At 66.8% G+C, this 24,339-nt stretch carries 23 protein-coding genes and 3 tRNA genes; 15 read left to right on the top strand and 11 right to left on the bottom strand.

The window, feature by feature from the left end; genetic code table 11:
• Position 1: 1 nt before the first annotated feature.
• Positions 2–595, bottom strand: a complete 594-nt coding sequence (locus SY26_RS02815) for a CvpA family protein (protein ID WP_045980780.1) — start codon at positions 593–595, stop codon at positions 2–4.
• Positions 596–637: 42 nt separating this feature from the next.
• Entirely contained in the window at positions 638–2,002 is a 1,365-nt protein-coding gene (radA, locus tag SY26_RS02820; RefSeq protein WP_045999173.1) for a DNA repair protein RadA, read from the bottom strand.
• Positions 2,003–2,137: 135 nt separating this feature from the next.
• On the opposite strand from radA, the gene SY26_RS02825 reads away from it, so the two are divergent.
• The 4 genes from SY26_RS02825 to SY26_RS02840 all read left to right on the top strand — a co-directional run bounded on the left by SY26_RS02825 (position 2,138) and on the right by SY26_RS02840 (position 5,065).
• Complete coding sequence (locus SY26_RS02825; RefSeq protein ID WP_045999174.1) at positions 2,138–3,433, top strand: lipoprotein-releasing ABC transporter permease subunit; 1,296 nt, start codon at positions 2,138–2,140, stop codon at positions 3,431–3,433.
• Positions 3,426–4,091: an ABC transporter ATP-binding protein gene (locus SY26_RS02830; RefSeq protein ID WP_045999175.1), complete on the top strand. Its 666-nt coding sequence runs from the start codon at positions 3,426–3,428 to the stop codon at positions 4,089–4,091. Before SY26_RS02825 ends, SY26_RS02830 begins: the two co-directional genes overlap by 8 nt.
• Before the next feature lie 64 nt (positions 4,092–4,155).
• Positions 4,156–4,563 (top strand): c-type cytochrome, encoded by a 408-nt coding sequence (locus SY26_RS02835; protein ID WP_045999176.1) that lies wholly within the window; start codon positions 4,156–4,158, stop codon positions 4,561–4,563.
• A 4-nt stretch (positions 4,564–4,567) separates the two neighbouring features.
• Positions 4,568–5,065, top strand: coding sequence for a phosphatase PAP2 family protein (locus SY26_RS02840; RefSeq protein WP_045999177.1), 498 nt, complete (start codon positions 4,568–4,570; stop codon positions 5,063–5,065).
• Here SY26_RS02840 and selD read toward each other — a convergent pair.
• Positions 5,062–6,123: a selenide, water dikinase SelD gene (selD, locus tag SY26_RS02845; protein WP_045999178.1), complete on the bottom strand. Its 1,062-nt coding sequence runs from the start codon at positions 6,121–6,123 to the stop codon at positions 5,062–5,064. The two genes, SY26_RS02840 and selD, sit on opposite strands and share 4 nt — an antisense overlap.
• Before the next feature lie 156 nt (positions 6,124–6,279).
• Between selD and tig the strand changes: the two genes are divergently transcribed.
• The 5 genes from tig to SY26_RS02870 all read left to right on the top strand — a co-directional run bounded on the left by tig (position 6,280) and on the right by SY26_RS02870 (position 8,931).
• Positions 6,280–7,614, top strand: a complete 1,335-nt coding sequence (tig, locus tag SY26_RS02850; RefSeq protein WP_045980797.1) for a trigger factor — start codon at positions 6,280–6,282, stop codon at positions 7,612–7,614.
• Between the two features lie 96 nt (positions 7,615–7,710).
• Positions 7,711–8,130, top strand: coding sequence for a DUF1489 family protein (locus SY26_RS02855; RefSeq protein WP_045999179.1), 420 nt, complete (start codon positions 7,711–7,713; stop codon positions 8,128–8,130).
• A 42-nt stretch (positions 8,131–8,172) separates the two neighbouring features.
• A tRNA-Gly gene (locus SY26_RS02860) sits at positions 8,173–8,246 on the top strand.
• A gap of 18 nt (positions 8,247–8,264) precedes the next feature.
• Positions 8,265–8,807 carry a histidine phosphatase family protein gene (locus tag SY26_RS02865; RefSeq protein WP_045999623.1) on the top strand — a complete coding sequence of 181 codons (543 nt, stop codon included), beginning with the start codon at positions 8,265–8,267 and terminating at the stop codon, positions 8,805–8,807.
• 49 nt (positions 8,808–8,856) lie between these two features.
• Positions 8,857–8,931: transfer RNA gene (locus tag SY26_RS02870), tRNA-Val, on the top strand.
• A gap of 103 nt (positions 8,932–9,034) precedes the next feature.
• Here SY26_RS02870 and SY26_RS02875 read toward each other — a convergent pair.
• Positions 9,035–9,124, bottom strand: a tRNA-Ser gene (locus SY26_RS02875).
• A gap of 108 nt (positions 9,125–9,232) precedes the next feature.
• Between SY26_RS02875 and SY26_RS02880 the strand changes: the two genes are divergently transcribed.
• From SY26_RS02880 to SY26_RS02895, 4 genes are all read left to right on the top strand, one after another.
• Positions 9,233–10,090, top strand: a complete 858-nt coding sequence (locus SY26_RS02880; RefSeq protein ID WP_052715090.1) for a hypothetical protein — start codon at positions 9,233–9,235, stop codon at positions 10,088–10,090.
• The gene (locus tag SY26_RS02885) at positions 10,087–11,148 is read left to right on the top strand and encodes an NUDIX domain-containing protein (RefSeq protein ID WP_045999180.1); all 1,062 of its coding nucleotides are present in this window, start codon (positions 10,087–10,089) and stop codon (positions 11,146–11,148) included. The genes SY26_RS02880 and SY26_RS02885 overlap by 4 nt, the downstream gene beginning before the upstream one ends.
• Before the next feature lie 84 nt (positions 11,149–11,232).
• Positions 11,233–12,264, top strand: coding sequence for a cysteine synthase A (locus SY26_RS02890; RefSeq protein ID WP_045999181.1), 1,032 nt, complete (start codon positions 11,233–11,235; stop codon positions 12,262–12,264).
• Between the two features lie 8 nt (positions 12,265–12,272).
• Entirely contained in the window at positions 12,273–14,735 is a 2,463-nt protein-coding gene (locus tag SY26_RS02895) for a DUF3772 domain-containing protein (RefSeq protein ID WP_052715091.1), read from the top strand.
• Between the two features lie 42 nt (positions 14,736–14,777).
• Here SY26_RS02895 and SY26_RS02900 read toward each other — a convergent pair whose 3' ends face one another.
• The 4 genes from SY26_RS02900 to SY26_RS02915 form a co-directional block, all read right to left on the bottom strand.
• Positions 14,778–15,866: an AI-2E family transporter gene (locus tag SY26_RS02900; RefSeq protein WP_084693652.1), complete on the bottom strand. Its 1,089-nt coding sequence runs from the start codon at positions 15,864–15,866 to the stop codon at positions 14,778–14,780.
• A 59-nt stretch (positions 15,867–15,925) separates the two neighbouring features.
• Entirely contained in the window at positions 15,926–18,703 is a 2,778-nt protein-coding gene (gyrA, locus tag SY26_RS02905; protein WP_369799388.1) for a DNA gyrase subunit A, read from the bottom strand.
• A gap of 103 nt (positions 18,704–18,806) precedes the next feature.
• Positions 18,807–19,250 (bottom strand): disulfide bond formation protein B, encoded by a 444-nt coding sequence (locus SY26_RS02910; RefSeq protein ID WP_045999182.1) that lies wholly within the window; start codon positions 19,248–19,250, stop codon positions 18,807–18,809.
• Positions 19,251–19,270: 20 nt separating this feature from the next.
• Entirely contained in the window at positions 19,271–19,849 is a 579-nt protein-coding gene (locus SY26_RS02915; RefSeq protein WP_045999183.1) for a YqaA family protein, read from the bottom strand.
• A gap of 148 nt (positions 19,850–19,997) precedes the next feature.
• On the opposite strand from SY26_RS02915, the gene SY26_RS02920 reads away from it, so the two are divergent.
• Complete coding sequence (locus SY26_RS02920; protein ID WP_045999184.1) at positions 19,998–20,834, top strand: neutral zinc metallopeptidase; 837 nt, start codon at positions 19,998–20,000, stop codon at positions 20,832–20,834.
• Between the two features lie 137 nt (positions 20,835–20,971).
• Here the strand turns inward: SY26_RS02920 and SY26_RS02925 are convergent, their stop codons facing one another.
• Positions 20,972–21,151: a hypothetical protein gene (locus tag SY26_RS02925; RefSeq protein WP_045999185.1), complete on the bottom strand. Its 180-nt coding sequence runs from the start codon at positions 21,149–21,151 to the stop codon at positions 20,972–20,974.
• A 71-nt stretch (positions 21,152–21,222) separates the two neighbouring features.
• On the opposite strand from SY26_RS02925, the gene SY26_RS02930 reads away from it, so the two are divergent.
• Positions 21,223–21,681, top strand: a complete 459-nt coding sequence (locus SY26_RS02930) for a type II toxin-antitoxin system RatA family toxin (protein WP_045999186.1) — start codon at positions 21,223–21,225, stop codon at positions 21,679–21,681.
• 38 nt (positions 21,682–21,719) lie between these two features.
• Here SY26_RS02930 and metK read toward each other — a convergent pair whose 3' ends face one another.
• Together metK and ahcY are read right to left on the bottom strand one after the other, a co-directional pair.
• Positions 21,720–22,898, bottom strand: a complete 1,179-nt coding sequence (gene metK, locus SY26_RS02935; protein WP_045999187.1) for a methionine adenosyltransferase — start codon at positions 22,896–22,898, stop codon at positions 21,720–21,722.
• 4 nt (positions 22,899–22,902) lie between these two features.
• Positions 22,903–24,288 carry an adenosylhomocysteinase gene (gene ahcY / locus SY26_RS02940; RefSeq protein WP_045999188.1) on the bottom strand — a complete coding sequence of 462 codons (1,386 nt, stop codon included), beginning with the start codon at positions 24,286–24,288 and terminating at the stop codon, positions 22,903–22,905.
• Positions 24,289–24,339 lie beyond the last annotated feature (51 nt).

The raw sequence follows: 24,339 nt of genomic DNA on the forward strand, positions 1-24,339 counted from the left end.
ATCAGTTCGCGGCGGGCGCTTCGGTCGTGACGGGGGTGCCGGTGGCGGTGCAGCCCATGACCATCTGTTCATAGCGGGTCACGATCCAGCCCGGCGCGTCGGCGGGGATCTGGTCGTCCATCTGGCCGCGCATGCGCTCGAAGACTTGGGCCGAACGCGAATTCTCGACCATCGGGACGTCCTGCGTGGTCATCACGCGGTCATAGACGATGAAGGCGATCGCGACCAGCAGGATGCCGCGCGCCACGCCGAACAGGAAGCCCATCCCCTGGTCCACGCCACCCAGGGCCGAGCGTTGCACGACCGAGGAGAACAGCGGCGTGATGATCGAGAAGATCACCAGCGCCAGCGCGAAGACGACGGCAAAGCCCGCGATCGTCGCCAGCTCGCAGCTGTCGCCCATGAAGCGGTCCAGCACCGGCAGCTGCGCCACCATCGGCCGCACCGTGGGCGCGAACAGGAAGGCCAGCACGGCCGCCCCGATCCAGCCCAGGATCGCCAGCGATTCGCGCACGAAACCGCGCGACCACGCCAGGATGGCCGACAGGATGATGACAGCCGCCACCACCGCATCAATGATCGTAAATCCGTCCATAAAACCGCCCCTTGCGCCGGTTGTCGTTCAGTATCAGGCGGTTCAGCCGGCGCCGAAGACCTCGCCCACAAATGCGGTCAGATCGGTGATGCGCCGAAGGGCCATCCCCGACTGGCCCTCGACCTTGGAGGCGTCGGGCAGGATAGCCTGTGAAAAACCAAGTTTCTGCGCCTCTTTCAACCTGTTTTCGGTCTGCGACACGGGGCGCAGCGCCCCCGACAGGCTGATTTCGCCGAAAAGCACGGCCTCCGGAGGCAGGGCGTTGTCTTCACGCGCCGACAGAAGCGCGCCGGCGATGGCCAGGTCTGCCGCGGGTTCCGCAACCTTCATGCCGCCCGCGACGTTCAGGAACACGTCCAACCCCGCGAAGGGTATCCCGCAGCGTGCCTCAAGGACCGCCAGGATCGTGCTGACGCGGCCGCTGTCCAGGCCCACGACGGTGCGCCGGGGGCTGGCAAGCGTCGATGGCGCCACCAGCGCCTGAACCTCTGTCAGGACCGGGCGGGTGCCTTCGATGCCCGCAAAGACCGCGCTGCCGGCAATGGGCTGGCCGCGTTCCGACAGGAACAGCGCAGACGGGTTCGTGACCTCGGCCAGGCCACTGCCGGTCATCTCGAACACGCCGATCTCTCCGGACGGGCCAAAGCGGTTCTTGACGCTGCGCAGGATGCGGAACTGGTGGCCGCGTTCGCCTTCGAAATACAGGACGCAATCGACCATGTGCTCGACCACGCGGGGGCCCGCGATCTGGCCGTCCTTGGTGACATGCCCCACCAGGATCACCGCAACGCCGCGGCTTTTGGCGAATGTCACAAGCTCGTGGGCGGCGGCGCGGACCTGTGCCACACTGCCCGGTGCGGCCTCGACGGTGTCGGACCACAGGGTCTGGATCGAATCGATCACCGCCACGTCGGGGCGTTCGGCGTCCAGCGTGGTCAGGATGTTCCTGAGGTTCGTCTCGGCCCCCAGGCGCATCGGTGCCTCGGCCAGCCCAAGGCGCACGGCGCGCATCCGCACCTGTGCGCTGGCCTCCTCGCCCGAGAAATAGATCGCTTGATAGTTCGCACGCGAAAACGCGGCGGCCGCCTGCAGCAGGATCGTCGACTTACCGATGCCCGGATCGCCGCCGACCAGCAGTGCCGAGCCGGGAACCAGGCCGCCGCCCAGCACGCGGTCCAGCTCGTCGATGCCCGACAGGAAGCGGGGCGGGGGCGGTTCGCTGGTCGAAAGGCCCGACAGGGGTACGGCCCGACCCTTTGCCGCGCCCAGTCCCCGGCCGGGGCCCTGGGACAGGGGTGCTTCCTCGATGATGGTGTTCCAGGCGCCACAGGCGTCGCAGCGCCCGGCCCATTTCTTGTGGGCGGCGCCGCAGGCGGTGCAGGTGAAGGCTGTTGTCGCTTTTGCCATGCCCCTCATGTCGCACCGGGGCGCGGGCGTCGCAAGGTGGGTATTAGCACGAATGCAAGGCATTCACGCCTTTGTCGGGTTGAATTTCGGGGTCGGCGGGGGCAGGGTCCGGGCGGAAATTCAGGGGCTTGGACCATGGCGATAGGCTTTTCGCGTTTCGAATTCATGATCGCATGGCGGTACCTGCGGGCGCGGCGCGCCGAGGGCGGCGTCAGCGTCATGACCTGGATCAGCCTGATCGGCATCGCCCTGGGCGTCATGGCGCTGATCGCCACGCTGGCCGTCCGCGCGGGCTTCCGGGCCGAGTTCGTGGACACGATCTTGGGCGCGAATGCGCACACGACAGTCTACATGGCGCCGCAGACCATCACCAACGAGTTCACCGACGACGTCTATGTCGTGCCTGGACGGATCACCGACTATGAGGCCATGGCCGCGCGGCTGGCCGAGGTTCCGGGCGTCACCCGCACCGCGGCGATCATCAAGGGTCAGGTGATGGCCAGCGCCAACGACTCCTCCAACGTGGCCGAGGTCTTCGGCGTCACGCGGGCCGACCTGGAGGCGATGCCCCGGATCGTCGACCCCGCCACCTCCGAGGGTGACCTTGCCGGGTTCGATCAGGGCATCGCCATCGGGTCGGGCATCGCGCGCGAACTGGGCGTGGGGGTGGGCGACCGCATCCGCCTGATCGCCCCCGAGGGTGCGCGCACCGCCATGGGCACGACCCCGCGGGTGAACGCCTATGAGGTGACCTATATCTTCAGCGCCGGGCGCTATGACATCGACCGCACGCGGGTCTACATGCCCCTTGCCGAGGCACAGTCCTATTTCAACCGAGAGGGTGTCGCGGACGAGATAGAGGTCTTCGTCGACGACCCCGAACGCGTGGACGACTGGACGCTGCCCCTGATGAGCGCCGCCGGAGAGGGCGCGCAGACCTGGTCCTGGCGCGACAGTTCCGGGTCGTTCCTGTCAGCGCTGGACATGGAGGATGACGTGATGTTCGTCATCCTGTCGGTGCTGGTCCTGATCGCGTCGATGAACATCACCAGCGGGTTGATCATGCTGGTCAAGAACAAGGGCCGCGACATAGGCATCCTGCGCACGATGGGCCTGACCGAAGGATCGATCCTGCGGGTCTTCTTCCTGTGCGGTGCCTTCACCGGGATCATCGGCACGATCGCGGGGGTGATCCTGGGCGTGGCGCTGGCGCTGAACGTGGACAACATCATGGCGGCCCTGAACGCGCTGACCGGGGGTGGCGCATGGCAGCCCGAGGTACGCGGCATCTATCGTCTGCCCGCCGACCTGCGGGCCTGGGACATCTTCCGCGCGGTGGGTCTGTCGCTGACGCTGTCCTTCGTCGTGACGATCTTTCCCGCGCGCCGCGCCGCGCGCATGAACCCGGTGGAGGCCCTGCGCTATGAGTGACGTGTTGCGGCTGGAGGGCGTGGGCAAGACCTATGCCAAGGACGGTCCCGCGCCTGTGACGGTGCTGGACGGGCTGGACCTGACCGTCGCGCGCGGAGAGGTCGTGGCGCTGGTCGCCCCGTCGGGGGCGGGGAAATCGACATTGCTGCATATCGCGGGACTGTTGGACACGCCCGATGCGGGCCGCGTCTGGCTGGCCGGGCGCGACATGACCGGCCTGCCGGACCGCGCGCGGACCGAGGCGCGGCGGCATGAGCTGGGCTTCGTCTATCAGTTTCACCACCTGCTGCCCGAATTCAGCGCGGCCGAGAACATCGTCCTGCCGCAGCTGGCCAATGGCACAGCCCCCCGCGACGCGCAGGCCCGGGCCGCCGACCTGCTGAACCGCGTCGGCCTGGCGCATCGCGCGGATCACCGCCCCGCGCAGATGTCGGGCGGAGAGCAGCAGCGCGTGGCCTTTTGCCGGGCGCTGGCGAACCAGCCCGCGCTGCTGCTGGCGGACGAACCCACGGGCAACCTGGACCCCGAGACGTCGGACAGGGTCTTCGACGTGCTGATGGGGCTGGTGCGCGATACCGGCCTGTCGGCGCTGATCGCCACGCATAACCATGCCTTGGCCGCACGGATGGACCGCGTGGTGCGCCTGACCGCTGCCTGATCGTTGCACCGCCCCGCGCGCGGGTGCATGCTGGACCAAACGATAACCGACGGGGGCACGGACGATGCGGGCAGTGATGATGGCAGGGGCGGCGGGATTGGCGCTGGCGGGGCTGGTCGCCGCTTGCGCGCCCGAGGCGCAACCGACGGGCGCGGCGCGCGATTACGCGGATTACTGTGCAAGCTGTCACGGGCCGGGCGGGCGGGGCAACGGGCCCGCCGCCGTGGGCATGGTGCCCGCGCCGGCGGACCTGACCATGCTGGCCGCACAGGATGGGGGCGTCTTCCCCAAGACCCGCGTAATGGGCCAGCTGGTCGGATACACGATGGGGCGCAGCGAATCGCACATGCCGATCTTTGAGGTCCTGCGCGAGGGGCCGGTCGTCATGTATGACGACGGCTCCGGCCAGCGCGTCGCCACGCCCGCGCGGTTGGTCGCGCTGGCGGATTACCTCCAGACCCTGCAGCGCTAAAGCCATGCGCGCGGCAATTGTCGGGCTGACCTGCATGCTGGCCGTGCCTGCGGGTGCTGACGGGCTGGAACGGTTCGGGACCACGATGAAATATGCGCTGCCGCTGGCGGCCGCCGTCTGCGCGGCCGATCAGGATCGGCTGGAGGATTTCGCCGTGCGCGGTGCCCTGCAGGCAGCGGTGGTGCTGGGCCTCAAGGCGGTGTTCGACGGATCGCCCCTGGGCACCCGTCCGACCGGAGAGGGGCGGGGTTTCCCGTCGGGGCATTCCGCCGCCACGGGGTTCGGGGCCGCGGATCTGGCCGGCAAGTGCTGGGAGGACGATCCCGCTTTGGGCGCTGCCGCCTATGGCGCCGCAGGGCTGACCGCTTTCAGCCGTGTGCAGGCGGGCGAACATACGGCCGATCAGGCGCTGGCCGGTGCGCTGATCGGGATCAGCTTCGGCGCGGCCAGCTTTGGCATCGGCTCCGAAGGGGCCGCGATCAGCGTCGGCCTGCGCTTTTAGCGCAGAATGACGCGGGGTGCGTCGCTGTGCGGGCCGACCTCGCCGATGACGGCGGCATCCGCGAAACCGTGACGCGCAAAGGCCGCCTGCACCGCCTCCAGCGCGTCCGGGGCGCAGGCGACCATCAGCCCGCCGCTGGTCTGGGGATCGGTCAGCAGCGCGCGTTCGGCATCGCCGAAGCCCTGGGGCAGGGCCACGCCCTCGCCATAGCTGGCCCAGTTGCGGCCCGAGGCGCCCGTGACATGGCCCGCAGCGATCAGAGCGTCGATGCCCGGCAGGCGCGGCACGGCGGACCAGTCGATCATCAGATCGCAGCCCGATCCGCGCGCCATCTCCAACCCGTGGCCGCCCAGACCAAAGCCGGTGACATCGGTCATCGCATGCACGCCCTCGATGGCGGCAAGGTCCGGGCCGGGGCGGTTCAGCTTGGTCGTGACCTCGATCATGCGGGCATAGCCCTGGTCATCCAGTTGACCCTTCTTCAGCGCCGCCGACATGACCCCGACACCCAGTGGCTTGCCCAGCACCAACAGATCGCCCGGCTGTGCCTCGGCATTGCGCTTCAGCAGGGCAGGGTCGATCAGGCCCAGGGCGACCAGGCCATAGATCGGCTCGACCGAATCGATGGTGTGGCCGCCGGCGATGGGGATGCCCGCCTCGCGACAGATCGAAGCGCCGCCATCCAGGATCGCCGCGATCGTCGCATGAGAGATCGCGTTGATCGGCATGCCCACCACCGCCAACGCCAGGATGGGCGTCGCGCCCATCGCATAGACGTCGCTGATGGCGTTGGTCGCCGCGATGCGACCGAAATCATGCGGATCGTCCACCACGGGCATGAAGAAGTCGGTCGTCGCCACCAGCGCCTGCCGGTCATTCAGCTTGTAGACGGCCGCATCGTCCGACGTTTCGATCCCCACCAGCAGTTCGGGGGGGACGGGCAGGGCGGCGCTGCCTCGCAGCAGGTTCGACAGGACGCCCGGTGCGATCTTGCAGCCGCAGCCGCCGCCATGGGCCAAGGATGTCAGGCGCGGTTCTTGCATGTCGGTGGCGGTCATGGGGACTCCTGTCGGTTGGACGCAGCATAGCGCAGCGGCGGGGATGTTCCAGCGCCTGGTGACCGCAATCTGCTTGCAGGCCAGCGGCACGGCGACTAGAACGGCTCAAATTTTCAGGCCGCCGGATCGGTGGCCCTTCTTTCTATGAGGACGATGATGCAGGTCAAGGAAACGCAGAACGACGGTCTTCAGCGCGGGTATCAGTTCACGCTGCCCGCAGCAGACCTGGCCAAAGCCGTCGACGCCAAGCTGAAAGAAGCTCAGCCGGAAGTCGAGATGAAGGGCTTTCGCAAGGGCAAGGTGCCCATGGCGATGCTGAAGAAGCAGTTCGGCCCGCGCATCCTGGGCGAGGCCATGCAGGACGCCATCGACGGCGCGCTGAAGGACCACCTGGAGAAGTCGGGCGACCGCCCCGCCGCCCAACCCAAGGTCGAGATGGAGAACGGCGAGACCTGGAAAGAGGGCAACGACGTCGTGGTTAACGTGACCTACGAGACGCTGCCCGCGATCCCCGAGGTCGACCTGACCGCGCTGTCGCTGGAAAAGCTGACCGTGCCCGCCGAGGACGCGGCCGTCACAGAGGCGCTGGAGAACCTGGCCAAGTCGTCGCAGTCCTTCGAGGACCGCAAGAAGGGCTCCAAGGCCAAGGACGGTGACCAGGTCACCATCGACTTCAAGGGTTTCGTCGACGGCGAGGCCTTCGAGGGCGGCGCGGCCGAGGACTATCCGCTGGTCCTGGGTTCGAACAGCTTCATCCCCGGCTTCGAAGACCAGCTGGTCGGCGTGAAGGCCGGTGACGAGGTCAAGGTCGAGGTCAAGTTCCCCGAGGAATACGGCGCACCGCACCTGGCCGGCAAGGACGCCACCTTCGAATGCACGGTCAAGGCGGTCAAGGCCCCGAAAGAGGCCGAGATCGACGACGAGCTGGCCAAGAAGTTCGGCGCCGACGACCTGGACGGTCTGAAGAAGCAGATCACCGAGCGTCTGGAGGCCGAGTATGCCGGCGCCGCCCGCGCCATCATGAAGCGTTCGCTGCTGGACCAGCTGGATGCGGCGGTCAAATTCGACCTGCCCAAGTCGCTGGTCGAGGCCGAGGCCGCCCAGATCGCGCACCAGCTGTGGCACGAGGAGAACCCCGAGGTTCAGGGCCACAACCACGATGCCATCGAGCCGACCGAAGAGCACAAGACCCTGGCCGAGCGCCGCGTGCGTCTTGGCCTGCTGCTGGCCGAGATCGGCCAGAAGGCCGAGGTGACCGTGACCGACCAGGAGATGACCCAAGCTGTGCTGCGCGCCGCCCGTCAGTATCCGGGCCAGGAGCGTCAGTTCTTCGAGTTCATCCAGCAGAACCAGGCCGCCCAGCAGCAGCTGCGCGCGCCGATCTTCGAGGATAAGGTCGTCGACCTGATCGCCGAAAAGGCCAAGGTCGAAGAGAAGACCGTGACCAAGGCAGAGCTGGAAAAGGCCGTCGAGGCGCTGGACGAGCTGTGATTTCGGTCCACTGACCGCGCAGGGGCCGCATCTTCGGATGCGGCCCTTTTGCGTTCGGGGCTTGATGGACGGGTCGGGCGCGACTAGGTGATCGCCATGACGACAAGCCTTCACCTGATGAAACTTTGCGTGGGTGCCGAAGGCCCCGATGAGCTTGCTGCGTGGCAGACCCGGTTCGGGTCCGGCCCGGCGCGGCACGTCACCCGCATGTGGCCCAAGCGCGAGGTGGAGCTGCTGGAAGGCGGGTCGATATTCTGGGTCTTCAAGGGCGTCATGATGGCCCGCCAGCGCATCCTGACCCTGGAACGGGTCGAGGGTGCCGACGGCATCCAGCGCTGCGGCATCGTGTTGGACCGCGACCTGGTTCGGGTTGCGGCCGTTCCGCGCCGTCAGTTCCAAGGCTGGCGTTATCTGGCCGCTGCGGATGCGCCACCGGACCTGCCCGCAGGCCGCGCGCTGGAAGAGGCCTTGCCCCCCGCCATCGCTGCCGCCTTGGCGGATATGGGCCTGCGCTGAGGCTTGACGGGATTGCGGCCAGCCGCTATCCGAACGAACGATGCGGGTGTAGCTCAATGGTAGAGCAGAAGCTTCCCAAGCTTACGACGAGGGTTCGATTCCCTTCACCCGCTCCACTTCCCGATCTGTATCTGATGCGCCATGGCGAGACGCTCTGGAACGTCGAGGGCCGCCTGCAGGGCCGCGGCGATTCCCCCTTGTCCGACTGCGGGATACGTCAGGCCGGATGGCTGGCGCATCTGACGCGCGGGATCGACGGCTTTCGCGTCTCCAGCCCGCTTGGACGGGCCGACCAGACGGCGCGGATCGTGTTCGGCGACAGGTTCCGGCATGATGCGCGCCTGTCCGAAATCTGCGTCGGCAATTTTGCTGGGCATCTGGAACGTGATCTTCGCGGCCGCTATCCCGACCTGTTCCGAGGTGGCGACTTGGCGTGGTACGACCGCTGCCCGGGCGGCGAAGGGTTCGCCGCACTGGAGGCACGGTGCCGTGCATTCCTGATGGACCTGACCGGCGCCACACTGGTCGTGACACATGGCATCACCCTGCGCATGCTGCGCTGCCTTGCGTTGGGCCAAGCCCCCGCACATCTGGCCCAAGGGGTGATTCACCAAGGTGGAATCCACATGATCCGCAACGGTGCGGAAACCGTCATGCGCCACGTGGATGATGTCTGATCTGCCCTTGCCAAGCGGTACCCAAATCGGTTTTATGCGCGGCGAGCGTGGCCCGTTAGCTCAGTGGTAGAGCGTCCCGTTTACACCGGGCCGGTCGGGAGTTCGAATCTCTCACGGGCCACCATGCATCATTTTCGACATCACGACAGCATTGCCCCGAAATGGGACATCAGCACGAGCATGTCGAAAAATGCCACTTTGACCATCGGAGCTGAACTGATGGAAAATGGCGGAGAGGGTGGGATTCGAACCCACGGAACCCTTGCAGGCTCAACGGTTTTCGAGACCGCCCCGTTCGACCACTCCGGCACCTCTCCGCGCTTCTTGGTGTGGTGACGCGGAATTAGAGGGGTGGGGGTTGAAGCGCAAGAGGGTTTGGACGAAAAAATCCCGACCGTCGAAATTTTTCGCGAAAGGTGCGGGACATGCTGACCATTCTGGGATTGCTTGCCGTTCTGGCACCTCCTGTACCGGCGGTGCCGCCGCCCGCGGACGTCCATCTGGTGCAGATGCAGCAGGACCCGGCCGACCGCATGTGGCGCACCCTGGACCTGGCCGCGCTGATGCCGATCCTGCAGGAGGAGGCCGTGACCGAGGCCGCCCGGATGGAGGGCGAGGGGCTGATCGCCGGGGGCGGCCTGCCATGGGCCCGCGTGGTCGCGCGAATCCACGACACCCCGCGGATGGAGGCGCTGTTCCGGGCGGGCGTCCGCGACGCCGCCGCGCGCATGGACCCGCAGCTGGTGGATCGGGCACTGGCCTTTCACGGGTCCGGCCTGGGCCAGCGGGTCATCCGCCTGGAGGGGTCCGCGCGGCGCGCCCTGCTGGAGGACGGGGTGGAGGATCAGGCCCGGGCGGACTTTGCCCGCGCCCTGCGCAATGGTGATCCGCGTGCGGAACAGATCGTCCAGTTGATCGACGGGGCAGACCTGATCGCACCCAATGTCGCGGGTGGCCTGAACGCGGCCATCGCCTTTTCCCGCGGCTATGCCGAAGGGGGCGGGTTCGACATGGCCCCGGATCAACAGCAGCTGATGGCCGATGCCTGGGCGCAGCGCGACCAGATCGAGGCGGAGGCGACGGTCTGGCTGCAGGGTTTCCTGATGCTGGCCTATGGCCCGCTGAGTGACGCCGAACTTGCGGATTACGCCCAGCACGCCGCATCGGCAGAGGGGCAGGCGCTGTCGCAGTTGCTGTTTGCGGGGTTCGACCGGGTTTTCGGACAGACCTCGTATGACATGGGCATGGCCGCGGCGCTTCGCGGTCAGGGGCAGCAGCTTTGATCGTCGCCGTCGGGGCATTGGCGCAGCCGCAGCTGGGCGCCGTGCTGGGCGTTGAAGGAACGCTGGTCGAGGTGCCGGGCGTCCTGACTGGCGGCCACCGGGCGGGGGTCGTGCTTGACGGCTGGCCTGCGCTGCTGCCTGCGCCGGGGACAATTCCGGGGTTGGCCATACAGCCGACGCCGCAGCTGGACCGCTATGCCGCGGTGATGGGCCTGACGGTGCAGGAGGTGGGCGGGATGCAGGTCATGGGCATCGGATCCGGACCCGCCGCGGATCACGCGCCGATCGTCGACCGTGACGCGATCGCCGCCGAAATCGCGGTCCAGATCCTGCAGGCACCCGCCGGAACCGGGGCAAACCTGCTGGCATGGCGGCTGCCGATGATGGGGATCTGGGCGGGCAGCCGGCTGCGCGCCCGCGCATCGGCGCCGTCGGGGCAGGGGATCGTCCGGCAGCGTCCCGCCGATGCGTTGCGCGTTCAGCAGCGCAGTCAGCCGTTCCTGGGGTTCTTCGGGGTGGAACGGCAGGTGCTGACCCATGCCCTGCATCAGGGTGGCCAGACCGCCCCCATGACCCGCGAGGCGTTCCTGTCGGGCGATGCTGCCGTCATGCTGCCTTGGGACCCGGTCCGCGACCGCGTCCTGGTGATCGAGCAGTTCCGCATGGCCCCCGCCCTTCGCGGCGATCCGCAGCCATGGCTGCTGGAGCCGGTCGCGGGTCGCGTGGACGCCGGTGAGACCCCCGAGGCCGCGATCCTGCGCGAGGCGCAGGAGGAAGCGGGGCTGCAGGTCACGCGGCTGATCCCGGCCTTCAACGCCTATCCCAGCCCCGGCGCGCTGTGCGAGTTTCTGTATCACTATGTCGGCATCGCGGACTTGCCGGACGGCTGCGCCGGTGTCCACGGGCTGGATTCCGAGGCGGAGGATATTCGCGGCCACCTGATGGACCGCGAAACGCTGTCCGCGCTGGTGGATGCGGGACAGGTCGCCAATGGGCCGCTGGCCACCCTGTCCCTGTGGCTGGACGCGCGGCGGGACCGGCTGCGGGCGCAGGTCTGAGGGGCAGGGCGGGGTTGCCCCTCCAACCCGGGGGCGTATAGGTAAATGGAAAGTCCTGCACCTGTGAACAAAGGGTCGATCGCCATGCGAATCTATTCTGATCTGGCCGACGCGATCGGCAACACCCCGTTGATCCGCCTGAACCGCGCCAGCGAGGAGACCGGCTGCGAGATCCTCGGCAAGGCCGAATTCATGAATCCCGGCCAGTCGGTCAAGGACCGCGCGGCGCTGTACATCATCAAGGATGCGGTCGCGCGCGGCGCGCTGCGCCCCGGCGGCACCATCGTCGAGGGGACGGCCGGCAATACCGGCATCGGCCTGGCGCTGGTCGGCGCATCGATGGGGTTCAAGTCGGTGATCGTCATCCCCGAGACCCAAAGCCAGGAAAAGAAGGACATGCTGCGGCTGGCCGGCGCGACCCTGGTCGAGGTTCCAGCCGCCCCGTACAAGAACCCCAACAACTATGTCCGATATTCCGGCCGTCTGGCCGAAGCGCTGGCGCGCACCGAGCCGAACGGGGCCATCTGGGCCAATCAATTCGACAACGTGGCCAACCGCCAGGCCCATGTCGAGACGACCGGACCCGAGATCTGGGACCAGACCGACGGCAAGGTCGACGGGTTCATCTGCGCGGTGGGCTCCGGCGGCACGCTGGCGGGCGTCGCGGACGCGCTCCAGCCCAAGGGCGTCAAGATCGGCCTTGCCGATCCCGAAGGCGCGGCCCTGCATTCGTTCTACACCACCGGAGAGTTCGACAGCCCCGGCAGTTCGATCACCGAAGGCATCGGCCAGGGCCGCATCACGGCCAACCTGGAGGGGTTCACCCCCGATTACAGCTGGCGCATCCCCGACGAGGAAGCGCTGCCCATCGTCTTTGATCTGCTGAAGGACGAGGGTCTGTGCCTGGGCGGATCGTCCGGCATCAACATCGCGGGCGCCATCCGCATGGCGCGCGAGATGGGGCCGGGCCACACGATCGTCACCATCCTGTGCGATTACGGAACCCGCTATCAGACAAAGCTGTTCAACCCCGACTTTCTGCGCGCCAAGGGCCTTCCCGTACCGGAATGGCTGACCCGTCCGGCGCCGGATCTGCCGCAGGTATACGAAGACTGAAAGGTTTCATGCGACATCTGATTGCAACGTTCCTGGTGGCGCTGCTGGCCCTGACAGCCGCGCCCGCCATCGCCCAATCCGTAAACTATGACACCTGGAACCAGGTCGCCGAACGCGCCGAGGCGCTGACCGCGAACCCCCAGGCCACCAACGAGGAGCTGGCCCGCACACGGGCGCGGATCGTCGACTGGCGGGATCGGCTGCAGGAGGGTCAGAACGCCAACGGCGACCGCATCGCCACCCTGCGCAACCAGATCGAGGCCCTTGGCCCCGCGCCCGCAGAAGGCGCGACCGAGGACGAGGAGGTCGCAAACCGGCGGACCGAGCTGAATCAGCAGCTGTCCACCGCCCAGGCCCCCCGCATCGCCGCGACCGAGGCCACCAGCCGTGCCAACTCCATCATCGGCCAGATCGACGAGATCGTGCGGCAACGTCAGGCGCTGGAATTGGCCAAGCAGACGCCGTCGCCGGTTCTGCCCGCATCGTGGGCCGCGGCGGCGACGGACGGCCTTGCGCTGCTGGAGGGTGTCGGAGGAGAGGTGTCGGGCCAGGACGCCACGCCCGAAATCTGGGCCGACCTGCGTCCGCGGCTGCCCTACGTAGCGGGATACCTGATCGCGGCGCTGCTGATCCTGACCTATGGCCGGGCATGGATTGTGGCACTGCCCACCCGCCTGTCCAGCCGGGCGTCGGAATATTCCAAGGCGGTGCTGGCCTTCGTCGTGTCCCTTGGCCAGATCGCCGTGCCGATGGCGGGTGTCTATCTGGGCATCAGCGCCATCCAGGCCACCGGTCTGCCCGGACCCTGGACGACGCCGTTCCTGAACGCGCTGCCGGTGGCGGCGGTGATCCTGTTCGGCGGGATCTGGATGGCCCGTGCGCTGTTCCCGCGCACCGCCATCGCCTATACCTCACTGCAGATGACCGAGGAGGCTCGCGTCTCGGCAGGTCGCATGGTCCAGACGCTGGCCCTGCTGATGGCCATCCACCACATCCTGTCGCGCGCCATGCTGCCGCTATCTGGCCTATATGAACAGGGCGAGGCGCAGGTCGGCCGTGTCCCCGTTCAGTTCGGAGAGGCGTCGGCCGGCGTCTGGCACCTTGTGCTGATCGTGCTGGCCGCGCTGGCGATGTTCCGGCTTGGCAACATCCTGCGGCGGCTGACGCGCGATGCCGTGACGCAGGACCTGTCCTATCGCCACTGGATCGCGGCCTGGGCGGGGCGTCTGACGCGCATCATCGCGCCGATCGCAGTGCTGCTGACGGCGGCCGGTTTCGTCAACCTGGGCAACCTTCTGGTCTGGCCGTGGCTGTTCTCGCTGGCGCTGGTGGGGCTGCTGATCCTGCTGCAGGACTTCACCGCCGACCTGTTCAACATGATGCAGCGCGGGGCCGAAGGCGCCCGCGAGGGGCTGGCCCCGCTGCTGACCGGGTTCGGCCTGGTCTTGGCGTCGATCCCGATCTTCCTGATCATCTGGGGGTCGTCCGGCGCCGAACTTGCCGAATACTGGGTCCGGTTCCGCCAGGGCATCAGCCTGGGCGGGGTGAACCTGTCGCCGGGCGCGATCCTGACCTTCCTGATCATCTTCGCCATCGGCTATGCGCTGACGCGCGGGGTGCAGGGGATGCTGCGCACGTCGATCCTGCCCAAGACGCGGCTGGATGCGGGCGGACAGAACGCCGTGGTGTCGGGCCTGGGCTATGTCGGGATCTTCCTGGCGGCGCTGTTGGCCATCACCTCGGCCGGGATCGACATGTCGTCCTTTGCGATCGTCGCGGGTGCCCTGTCGGTCGGTATCGGTTTCGGCCTGCAGAACATCGTGTCGAACTTCGTCAGCGGGATCATCCTGCTGATCGAACGTCCGGTCAGCGTCGGCGATTGGATCAGCGCCGGCGGCCAGCAGGGCATCGTCAAGAAGATCTCGGTCCGCGCCACCTTGGTCGAGACCTTCGACAAGACCGAGGTGATCGTCCCGAACAGCGACCTGATCAGCCAGCCGGTGACCAACTGGACGCGTCACAACAAGGTCGGCCGGATCATCATCCCCGTCGGCGTTGCCTATGGCAGCGACACGAAGAAGGTCGAGAATGTCCTGCGCGAGATCGTCGAGGATCACCCGTTGGTCTCCATCGACCCGGCACCGGCGATCCTGTTCCGGGGCCTTGGGGCGGATGCCCTGAACTTCGAGATCCGGGCGATCCTTGCAGATGTCGGCACGGGGCTGGGCGTGACGTCGGACCTGCTGCACTCCATCGTCCAGCGCTTTGGCGCGGAGGGGATCGAGATCCCCTTCGCCCAACGCGACATCTGGCTGCGCAACCCTGAGGCGCTGCCCGGTCAGTCGCACGGGCCCGCGTCGCGGAACGCGCAGCCGGGCGCCTTGACGGCACCCACGACCGTCAGCCCCGAACTGACCCGCGATGACGCCGATGAGGCGCCGGGCCTGCCGGACGACGGCGACAGCCGCTGATCGACCCTCCGGGGCATGGAGCCAGGCGCCGCATGCCCCGGATCAGGCCGCCATCCGGTCGGATTGAACGTCGTTGTCACCGTCATCGGGCAACCCTTCGCGCGACAGCATCACGGCAACGCCCCGCAGCCAGGGGATATGGGCGCAGATGATCATCAGCGCGACCATGATCGGAACCGCCAGGAACATCCCCGGCACCCCCCAGATCGCCCCCCAGAAGGCCAGCGACAGGATGATGCCGAAACTGGACAGCCGCAGCGTCTGGCCCAGCAGCATCGGATCGATGATGTTCCCGATCAGGAACTGCGTGACCGCGCACAGCACGCCCACGATCACCGTGGCCGTCGGGTCGCCGGTCAGCACGAAGGCCAGAAGGACCGCGATCAGCGTCGCGATGATCGACCCGACCGACGGGATGAAGTTCAGGACGAAGGTCAGCAGGGCCACCGCGGTGGCCAGCTCCAGCCCCATCGTCCAAAAGATCAGCCAGACGATCAAGGCCGTGACCGCGCTGACCCCGGTCTTGACCACCAGATAGCGGTTCACGCGGTGCATGATCGACGCGATGATGCGGCGGATCTGGCGCGCGTGGTCGGCATCATTGGCCAGACGCTCGATCTTGAGCGGGAACCACACCTGTTCGGCGAACATGAATCCTACGAACAGGATCACCAGCACGCTGCCCGACAGCAGCCCGGAAGCCTGTCCCGCCAGCGAACGGATCCAGCCGGTGATGTTGAAGTTGGTCAGCGCCGTGATGATGCGTTCCTGCGCCTCGGGGCCAAGACGCTCGGTCAGGGCGGGCAGGGCGGCCTGCGCCCGTTCGGCATAGCTGATCGCCAGGAACACAACCTCGTTCACCTGCGCGACGATGGTGGTCGACACCCACAGCAGCCCAAGCGCGATGCCGATCAGCGCCAGCGTGGTCGCCAACCAGTTCGGCACCCGAAGCCGGGTCGAGATGGCATGGATCGCATCCGAGGTCAGCGAGAACAGGATGATCGCGATCGCCAGAGAGATCAGGATGAACTTGGCCTGCACCAGCATGAACATCAGCAGCGAGAATGCGATCAGCCCCAGAAACCCGGTCTGCAGGCGCTCTCTCAGCACGGTCTCGTTCGAATGGTCCAAATGACGCCCCTGCGGATCGGAAAAACCCGACCCCGGCGGCCGGGGTCGGGTCGATGATGTCAGTCCTGCGCGGGCGCGGTCTGGCCGGGATCGCCCTCGTCCAGGTCGACCGCGTCGCCCTGTTCGGCAATCCGCGCGACCGAGACGACGACCTCTCCGGCGGCTGTGTTGAAGACCCGCACCCCGCCCGCGCTGCGCGAGCGGAAGCTGATGCCCTGCACCGGGACCCGGATCGACTGTCCGGTGGATGTCGCCAGCATGATCTGGTCAAAGCTTTCGACCGGGAAGCTGGCGACCAGCGGGCCGCCCCGCATGGCGCGGTCCATCGCCATCACGCCCTGGCCCCCACGGCCACGGACCGGATAGTCGTGGCTGCTGCTGATCTTGCCCGATCCCTTAGCGGTGATGGTCAGGATCAGATCCTCGGCCGCCGACATCTCGATGTAGCGTTCCTGGGTGACGGTGCCCTCGGGGGTGTCGTCATCCTCGTCCGCCTCGGCGCCGTCATCCAACGCACCGGCAACCGCACGCCGCATCTTCAGATAGGCCACGCGTTCGGACGGGTCCGCCTCGAAATGGCGGATGACCGACATGCTGACGACCTTGTCGCCCTCGGCCAGACGGATGCCCCGGACGCCGGTGGAATCGCGGCCCTTGAAGACCCGTACCGCCGTAGTCGGGAAGCGGATCGCGCGGCCCTGGGCGGTCACCAGCATCACGTCGTCCTGCTCGGTCGCCATCCGCACGTTCACCAGCGTGACGCCCTCGGGCAGCTTCATCGCGATCTTGCCGTTCGCGCGCACGCTGCCGAAATCGGACAGCGCGTTGCGACGCACGTCGCCGTCATCCGTGGCAAAGACCACCTGATAAGTGTCCCATTCCGTCTCCGGCGCATCCATCGGCAGCAGCGCCGCGATGCTGACGCCCGCGCCGATGGGCAGGATATTGACCATCGCCTTGCCCTTGGAGGTGCGGCCCGCCAACGGCAGGCGCCAGGTCTTCATCCGATAGACCATGCCGTCGGTCGTGAAGAACAGCAGCTCGGTATGGGTGTTGGCCACGAACAGCGTGGTGACCACGTCGTCTTCCTTGGTGGCCATGCTGGACAGACCCTTGCCGCCGCGCCGCTGCGCGCGGAATTCGGCCAGCGCGGTCCGCTTGATGTAGCCGCCAGAGGTGATGGTGACGACCATGTCCTCGCGCTCGATCAGGTCCTCGTCCATCATGTCGCCGGACCAATCGACGATCTCGGTGCGGCGCGGCACGGCGAACAGATTGCGGACCTCGCGCAGCTCGTCCGCGATGATCGCCATAATCCGTTCGCGCGACGCCAGGATCGCCAGATAGTCGCGGATGCTGTCGGCCAGCGACTGCAGCTCGTCCGTGATTTCCTTGACGCCCAGCTGGGTCAGACGCTGCAGGCGCAGTTCCAGGATGGCACGGGCCTGCGTCTCCGACAGGTTGTAGGTCCCGTCCTCGTTCACCGGATGCAGCGGATCGTCGATCAGGCGCAGGTATTCGACGATGTCATGGGCGGGCCAGCGCCGCTCCATCAGCTTCTCGCGGGCCTCGGCGGCATCGGCGCTGCCGCGGATGGTGGCCACGACCTCGTCGACATTGCTGACTGCGACGGCCAGGCCGCACAGCACATGGCTGCGTTCGCGGGCGCGGCGCAGCTCGTAGGCGGTGCGGCGGGCGACAACCTCCTCGCGGAAGCTGATGAAGTAGGTCAGGAAGTCGCGCAGCGCCAGCTGTTCGGGCTTGCCGCCGTTCAGCGCCAGCATGTTGCAGCCAAAAGTCGTCTGCAGCTGGGTAAAGCGGAACAGCTGGTTCAGCACCACGTCAGGGGTCGCATCACGCTTCAGTTCGACCACGACGCGCACGCCGTGGCGGTCGGATTCGTCTTGGACGGTGGCGATGCCCTCGACCTTCTTCTCCTTGGCCAGTTCGGCGATCCGCTCGATCAGGGTCGACTTGTTCACCTGATACGGGATCTCGTCGATGACGATGGCAAAGCGGTCCTTGCGCGGTTCCTCGATATGGGTCTTGGCGCGGATCATGACGCTGCCGCGACCTTCCAGATAGGCCTTGCGCGCCCCGGACCGGCCCAGGATCGTGGCGCCCGTGGGAAAGTCGGGGCCCGGGATGATTTCCAGCAGGCGCTCGGTGGGCAGGTCGGGATCGGCGATCAGCTCCAGCGTGGCGTCGATGACCTCGCCCAGGTTGTGCGGCGGAATGTTGGTCGCCATGCCAACGGCAATGCCGCCCGCGCCGTTGACCAGCATGTTCGGAAACCGCGCCGGAAGGACGGTGGGCTCGCGGTCCTTGCCGTCATAGTTGTCTTGGAAATCGACGGTGTCCTTGTCGATATCCATCAGCAGGAAGTTGGCGGGCTTGTCCATCCGCACTTCGGTATAGCGCATGGCCGCGGCCGGATCGCCGTCCATCGACCCGAAGTTGCCCTGACCGTCCAGCAGTGGCAGCGACATCGAGAACGTCTGCGCCATCCGCACCAGCGCGTCATAGATCGCACTGTCGCCATGGGGGTGATACTTGCCCATCACGTCGCCCACGGACCGCGCGGACTTGCGATAGGGCTTGTCAGCGGTGTTGCCGCTTTCGTCCATCGCATAGAGGATGCGGCGGTGAACCGGCTTCAGGCCGTCGCGCAGGTCGGGGATCGCCCGGCTGACGATCACCGACATGGCATAGTCCAGATACGAGGTCCGCATCTCGGCGCTGATGTCGATCATGGGGCCGTCGTGATGCATCACGACGCGGCCCGCGGCACCGTCTTCGGGGGTTTCGGGCAGATCGTCTTCTGGGGTGTCGGCCACGGGTATTCCTCAACATCTAGTTGGGGTTCGGTATAGCCGAGCCTGCCGCAGGGGGCAATCGCGCCCCGCCCCCAAGGTCAGGAAATCACGCCTTGCGGGGGTCTCAGGCGCCCTTGCGCGCGGCCACTGCCCACAGGCCCGCCAGACCCGCCGACAGGATCGCGTTCCAGCCCGCCATCGACACGCCCATGAACTGCCATGCGATCTCGTCGCAGCGGACCACGGGGGCGGATTGCAGGCGGGTCATAAGGTCCTGCGTGGTCATCCGCGACAGATCGCCCACGCCGCCCGAACAATGCGCCGGTCCGGCCCACCAGGTCATCTCGACCCCGACGTGATAGATCGCAAGCCCCATCGCCGCACCCGCCGCGATCATCCCCAGAACCGCCAGCGCCCGCACCCGGCCGGTCAGCCAGATCAGCGCCGCGATGCCCGCCGCCGCCACATGCGGCCAGCGCTGCAGGATGCACAGCTCGCACGGCGCATAGCCCGCCGCCTGGAAGCCAAGCGCCGCGATCAGCAGCAGCGCGGACCCCGCGCCCGCCATAAGGGAAAGCCTGATGCCCGTCACAGGTACCTCACCGCCGCAAAGCCGCCGATCAGGCAGGCCATGAAGATGGAGAACATCAGCCCGAGCCGACGTTCGATGAAATCGCGAATCGGCGGCCCGAACCGCCACAGCAGTCCGGCCACGACATAGAACCGCCCCGCGCGGCCGATGATGCTGGTCAGCACGAACAGGGGCAACGAAAAGCCCACGGCGCCGGAAAAGATGGTGATGACCTTGAACGGAAAGGGCGTCAGCGCCGCGACCAGCACCGCCCAACCGCCGAACTCGGCAAAGCGCGCGGCCAGGTCGTCGAACGCGGCCTCCTTGCCGTACATGGTCAGAACCCACATGCCGAGGCTGTCCATCAGGATCGCGCCGATCGCGTATCCCAGCAGCGCGCCCAGAACCGACCCCGCCGTGGCGATGAAGGCAATGGCCCAGGCCCGCGCCCGCTGCGCCAGCACCATCGGGATCATCAGCACGTCGGGCGGGATCGGAAACACCGAACTTTCGATGAAGCTGACCGTGAACAGCGACGCGTTCGCGTGGCGATGCGACGCCAGCCCCATGGTCCAGTCGTATAGCCTGCGCAGCATGTCCGCCCCTTTGTCGCGTGCCCCGTGCATCCCCCCGCAGGACCGTCGCGTCAAGCGCCTTGCACGCCCGTCGCGGCGCTGTGATGGTTGGCGGGAACCCCCGGCGGGGCGGGGCGTTCGGGGCGACAGCCAGCAGGGGGACCAGGGCATGCAGTGGCGCGGACGACGGGGCAGCGGAAATGTCGAGGATCGGCGGGGCATGGGCCGTGCCGGGGTCGGCGGATTGGGCGTGGCGGGCACGCTGGTGGTGCTGGCGGTCGGCTATTTCTTCGGGATCGACGTGACGCCGCTGGTCCAAGGCCTGGATCAGGGCGGCGGGCAGCCCACCGAACTGAGCCAGCGCGACCAGGAATGGGGCGAATTCGTCAGCGTGGTTCTGGCCGACACCGAAGAGGTCTGGCAGCCCGTGCTGCAGCAGCAGACGGGCGTCGCCTATCAGGATCCGACCCTGGTCCTGTTCAGCGGCGTGGTGCAGTCGGCCTGCGGTGGTGCGTCGTCGGCCATGGGTCCGTTCTACTGCCCCGGAGATCAGCGCGTCTATCTGGACACCGACTTTTTCGACATGATGGCGGACCGCATGGGTGCAGGGGGCGATTTCGCCGCAGCCTATGTCATCGCACACGAGGTGGGGCATCACGTCCAGAACCTGACCGGCACCCTTGGCGCCGCGCAGCAGCCGGGCCTTTCGGAAACGCAGGCCAACCAGTTGTCCGTCGCAACCGAGCTGCAGGCCGACTGCTATGCCGGCATCTGGGCGCGCCAGGCGCAGGAACGTTTCGGCACCCTGGACGTTGGCGATCTGGACGAGGCGATGCGCGCAGCAGAGGCCGTCGGCGATGACGTGATCCAGGCCAGTGCGGGCCGGACCCCCATGCCCGACAGCTTCACCCACGGCAGTGCGGCGCAACGTCAGGAATGGCTGATGCGCGGGTTCGACTCGGGCGACATGAGACAGTGTGACACGTTCGGTGCCGGGGCCCTGTGATCCCGACACCAAACAGACCGGAGGAAATGATGACCCTGATCCTGACTTTCGCGGGCCTTCTGACCGCTTTCGCCATCACCTTGGCCCTAGGCGCGCCCAAGCCCCGTCCGGTCGCCATTCGCGATCGCGACTGACCGTCAGCGGGGCAGGCGGTGCGGTCGCTGGTCCTGCGTGGCCCAGTCCGGCCACCAGCCCAGCTTTTCCAGCGCCAGCAGCGCAAGCCCGAACGCGATCACGGCGATCACCAGCTTGACCATCCTAGCACTGGGAGGGTTGCGCGCCCATTTTGCCGCACGCAGCAGCCATATCATGTTCATCGCGCGTCCTGCCTGTTAAATCGGTGCCGAATCGAAACAGACGCCGCGACGAAACTCAAGAGCGATAGCCCGTGCCGAACCACCGCGACAGCCGCAACCTTCCCTACAGTGCCCGCCAGATGTACGATCTGGTGGCCGACATCGAAAGCTATCCGCAGTTCCTGCCCTGGAACAGCGCGGCCCGCATCCGGACGCGCACCACCCGCCCCGACGGCGCGGAGGAGATCGCCGCCGATCTGGTGATCAGCTTCAAGGTCTTTCGCGAACGCTTTGGAAGCCGGGTCGTCCTGTGGCCCGAACAGGACGGCGTCTGGAAGATCGACACGGAATATCTGGACGGCCCGTTCAAGTACATGCGCAGCGGCTGGTCCTTCAAGGATCGCCCGGAAGGGGGCTGTCATGTCGAGTTCTTCGTCGATTTTGAATTCAAGAACGCGATCCTGCAGCGCCTGATCGGCGTCGTCTTCCACGAGGCGATGTCCCGCATCGTCCGCGCTTTCGAGGATCGAGCCCGCAAGCTGTATGGATGACAAGGAAAAAGGCCGCCCTGTGGGGCGGCCTTCGTCATTCAGCTCAGCGCCGATTTCAGCGCTTCTGCCTTGTCGGTGCGTTCCCAGCTGAACGCGGTCGCCCCGTTCAACGCATAGGGTTCGCGACCGAAATGGCCATAGCTGGCCGTCGGGCGATAGATCGGATGCAGCAGGTCCAGTTCGCGGATGATCGCGAACGGGCGCAGGTCGAACACCTCGCGCACAGCCGCCACGATCCGGTCGACCGGCACGGTTTCGGTCCCGAAGCAGTTCAGGCTGATCGAGGTGGGCTCGGCCACGCCGATCGCATAGCTGACCTGGATCTCGCAGCGCTTGGCCAGACCGGCCGCCACGATGTTCTTGGCAACCCAACGGCCGGCATAGGCCGCCGAGCGGTCGACCTTGGACGGATCCTTGCCCGAGAACGCGCCGCCGCCATGACGGGCCATGCCGCCATAGCTGTCGACGATGATCTTGCGCCCGGTCAGGCCGCAATCGCCGACGGGACCGCCGATGACGAACTTGCCGGTGGGGTTGATGAAGAACTTGGTCGCATCCGACAGCCATTCCGCGGGCAGGACCGGGCGGATGATCTCCTCGATCACCGCCTCGCGCAGGTCGGCCAGGCTGATCTCGGGGTTGTGCTGGGTGGACAGCACGACCGCGTCGATCCCCTCGGGGCGGCCGTCGGCGTCATAGCGCAGCGTCAGCTGCGATTTGGCATCCGGGCGCAGCCAGGGCAGGGTGCCGTCGCGCCGCACCGCCGCCTGGCGTTCGACCAGGCGATGGGCATAGGTGATCGCGGCGGGCATCAGCACGTCGGTCTCGTCGCTGGCATAGCCGAACATCAGGCCCTGGTCGCCTGCGCCCTGCTCCTCAAGGCTGGCGCGGTCGACGCCCTGGTTGATCTCGGGCGACTGCTTGCCGATGATGTTGATGACCGAACAGGTCGCCCCGTCAAAGCCCACATCCGACGAATTATAGCCGATGTCGGTGATCACACCGCGCACGATGGATTCCAGATCCACCCAGGCACTGGTGGTGATCTCTCCCGAGATGATGGCGACGCCGGTCTTGACCATGGTCTCGCACGCAACGCGGGCGCGCGCGTCCTCGGCCAGGATGGCGTCCAGGATCGCGTCCGAAATCTGGTCGGCGATCTTGTCGGGATGGCCCTCGGACACGGATTCCGAGGTGAAGGTCGAATATTCTGTCATGACATCAATACCGGTAATGGTCGGATTTGAAGGGGCCCTCCGGCGTCACGCCGATATAGGCGGCCTGTTCGGACGACAGCACGGACAGCTTCGCACCGATCTTGTCCAGGTGCAGTCGCGCGACCTTTTCGTCCAGCGCCTTGGGCAGGATGTAGACGCCGGGCTTGTAGTCGTCGCCCTTGGTCCACAGCTCGATCTGCGCCAGCACCTGGTTGGTGAAGCTGGCCGACATCACGAAGGACGGGTGGCCCGTGGCATTGCCCAGGTTCAGCAGGCGCCCCTGCGACAGCAGGATGATGCGATTGCCCGACGGCATCTCGATCATGTCCACCTGGTCCTTGATATTGGTCCATTTGTGGTTGCGCAGCGCCGCGACCTGAATCTCGTTGTCGAAATGGCCGATGTTGCCGACGATCGCCATGTCCTTCATGGCGCGCATATGCTCCAGCCGGATCACGTCGCGGTTGCCGGTAGTGGTGATGAAGATGTCAGCGCTGTCGGCCACATCCTCCAGGGTCACGACCTCGAACCCGTCCATCGCGGCCTGCAGCGCGCAGATCGGATCGACCTCGGTCACCTTCACGCGGGCGCCGGCGCCCTGAAGGCTGGCGGCCGAGCCCTTGCCCACGTCGCCATAGCCGCAGACGACGGCGACCTTGCCCGCCATCATCACGTCGGTGGCACGGCGGATGCCGTCGACCAGCGATTCCTTGCAGCCGTACTTGTTGTCGAATTTCGATTTGGTCACGCTGTCGTTCACGTTGATCGCGGGGAAGGGCAGCTGGCCGTTCTTCTGCAGATCGTACAGGCGGTGGACGCCGGTTGTCGTCTCCTCGGACACGCCAACGATCTGGTCGCGCATCTTCGTGAACCAGCCGGGCGACTGCGCCAGGCGCTTGGCGATCTGCGCCTTGATGACGGTTTCCTCGTCCGACTGCGGCACGGGGATCACGTCCTCGCCGGCCTCGGCGCGGGCACCCAGCAGGATATACAGCGTCGCATCGCCGCCATCATCCAGGATCAGGTTCGGGCCTTCGGGGAACTGGAACGAGCGATCAAGGTAATCCCAATGCTCGGGCAGGCTCTGCCCCTTGATGGCGAAGACCGGGACACCCGCGGCGGCGATGGCGGCAGCAGCGTGATCCTGGGTCGAGTAGATGTTGCAGGACGCCCAACGGACATCCGCGCCCAGATGGGTCAGCGTCTCGATCAGGACGGCGGTCTGGATGGTCATGTGCAGGCTGCCGACGATCCGGGCGCCCGCCAGCGGCTTGGCCTCGCCGTATTCGGAACGCAGCGCCATCAGGCCGGGCATTTCCGTCTCGGCGATGTCCAGTTCCTTGCGGCCGTATTCGGCCAGCGCAATGTCCTTGATGATGTAATCGGTCACGGCTGCTCTCTTCGGTCATTCACAGGTTGCAACCGGGATACCGCAAGCACC

The sequence above is a fragment of the Paracoccus sp. 228 genome (assembly GCF_000967825.1).
Classification (GTDB): Bacteria; Pseudomonadota; Alphaproteobacteria; order Rhodobacterales; family Rhodobacteraceae; genus Paracoccus; species Paracoccus marcusii.